Source organism: Rudaea sp. (assembly GCF_036383415.1).
Taxonomy (GTDB): Bacteria; Pseudomonadota; Gammaproteobacteria; order Xanthomonadales; family Rhodanobacteraceae; genus Rudaea.
In genome coordinates this window covers 1-1,937 of the sequence record NZ_DASVOK010000456.1, presented here as the reverse complement: position 1 = coordinate 1,937, position 1,937 = coordinate 1, and the positions used below count along the sequence as shown (strand labels likewise).

General features: G+C 65.7%; 1 protein-coding gene. It reads right to left on the bottom strand.

The genetic code is table 11. The annotated features are described in order from the left end of the window. Positions 1 to 223: 223 nt before the first annotated feature. On the bottom strand, positions 224 to 1,937 hold a 1,714-nt coding region (gene ggt, locus VF497_RS16505), incomplete at its 5' end, for a gamma-glutamyltransferase (RefSeq protein ID WP_330890735.1).

Genomic DNA, 1,937 nt, shown 5'->3' with positions numbered 1-1,937 from the left:
CTCATGCGCGTTCCCCGGAGAAATCATTCACCGGCTGTTTGCGATCCGCGGCCGGAGTTGCGCGGACCGCCAATCTATCGCGATGTTGCAGGTCGGGCAAAGCCGCGTTTGCCCCTCTAGGTCTTTAGTTTGAGCATGATCCCGGCGCAAACGCTTCGCGTTTGTCGCGGGAAAACCGCTTCGCACTTTGCGCTAGCGCCGCCGTACCGGTCCGGATCAAGCCCTAGTATCCCGCGGCCTCCGAGCCGCGCGTGCGTGGATCGGGTGCGCCGAGCAGACCGCTGGTCGTGACGACGATCGAGTTCGCGGAGGAGTAGCCGAGCGGCTCGACCGGCTTGTGGCCCTTGGCGCGGAGCTCAGCGAGCACCTCGTCAGGAAAGCCTTTCTCGATCCGGACCTCGTCGGGCAGCCATTGGTGATGGATGCGGGGTGCGGCGACCGCGGCTGCGATGTCCATCTTGTAGTCGATGACGTCGACGATGATCTGCGTCACCGCGGAGATGATGCGGCTGCCGCCCGGCGATCCCGTCACCAGCACCGGCTTGCCGTCCTTCAGCACGATGGTCGGCGACATCGACGACAGCGGCCGCTTGCCGGGTCCCGGCAGATTGGCTTCGAAGCCGACCAGGCCGAACGCATTGGAGGCGCCGGGCGCCGCGGTGAAATCGTCGAGCTCGTTGTTGAGCAGCACGCCGATGCCGTCGGCGACCAAGCCGACGCCGTACGGGAAGTTCAGCGTGTAGGTGTTGCTGACGGCGTTGCCGCCGGCGTCGACGACAGAATAATGCGTGGTGTTGTCGCCCTCATGCGGCTGCTTGGCGTTGCGCACATCGGTCCACGGCGTGGCGCGGGCGAGGTCGATGGTGGCGCGCTGCCTCGCGGCATAATCCTTGTCGATCAGCAGCTGCGTCGGCGCGTCGACGAAGGCGGGATCGCCGAGATAGCGGGCGCGATCGGCATAGGCCCGCTTCATCGCTTCGATCATGACATGCAGCGAGGCGGCCGAGCCCTGCTTCATGTCCGACATCGGAAAGCCCTCGAGGATATTGAGGATCTCCAGCAGCACGACACCGCCGGAAGACGGCTGCGGCATCGAGACGATGTCGTAGCCGCGATAGGTGCCGCGGATCGGGGTGCGGATCACCGGCTGGTAGGTCTTCAGATCTTCGAGCGTAAAGATACCGCCGGCATTCTTGATCCCGCTGACGAGCTTCTCGGCGACCGCGCCTTCGTAGAAGCCGCGCGGCCCCTGTTCGGCAATCGCCGTCAGCACGCCGGCAAGATCGCCCTGGATCAGGCGGTCGCCTTCGTGCAGCGGCGTGCCGTCGGCATGCGAGAACGTCTTGGCGGAGTTCGGCCATCGCGACATGCGGCGATACATGTCCGACAGCGTGTCCGCTGTATCGTCGGTGACGATGAAGCCGTCGCGGGCGAGATCGATCGCGGGCTTGATGATCTGCGCCAGCGTGAACTTGCCGGAGCCGTATTTCTCCAGCGCCAGCGCAAAGCCCGCGACCGTGCCGGACACGCCGATCGCGAGCGCGGAATTGCGCGACTTGTCCGGATCGGGCTTGCCGTCGGCGTTCAGGAACATGTCGCGCGTCGCGGCCTGCGGCGCGGTTTCGCGATAGTCGATTGCGACGTCTTCATTGTGGCCGGCGAGATGGATCACCATGAAACCGCCGCCGCCGATATTGCCGGCGCGCGGATAGGTCACCGCCATCGCAAAGCCGGTGGCGACCGCGGCGTCAACGGCGTTGCCGCCTTGTCGCAGGATCTCGGTGCCGACCCGCGCCGCCAGCTTCTCCTGCGCCACCACCATGCCGTGTTCGGCGTGAATGCTTTGAATCGTGTTGGTGGCCGAGGGCTCGTAAGCGCGCCGCTGCACCTGGCCGAGGGCGGGGGTTGCGATGCCGATGACCAGGAGAGCGGCAAAC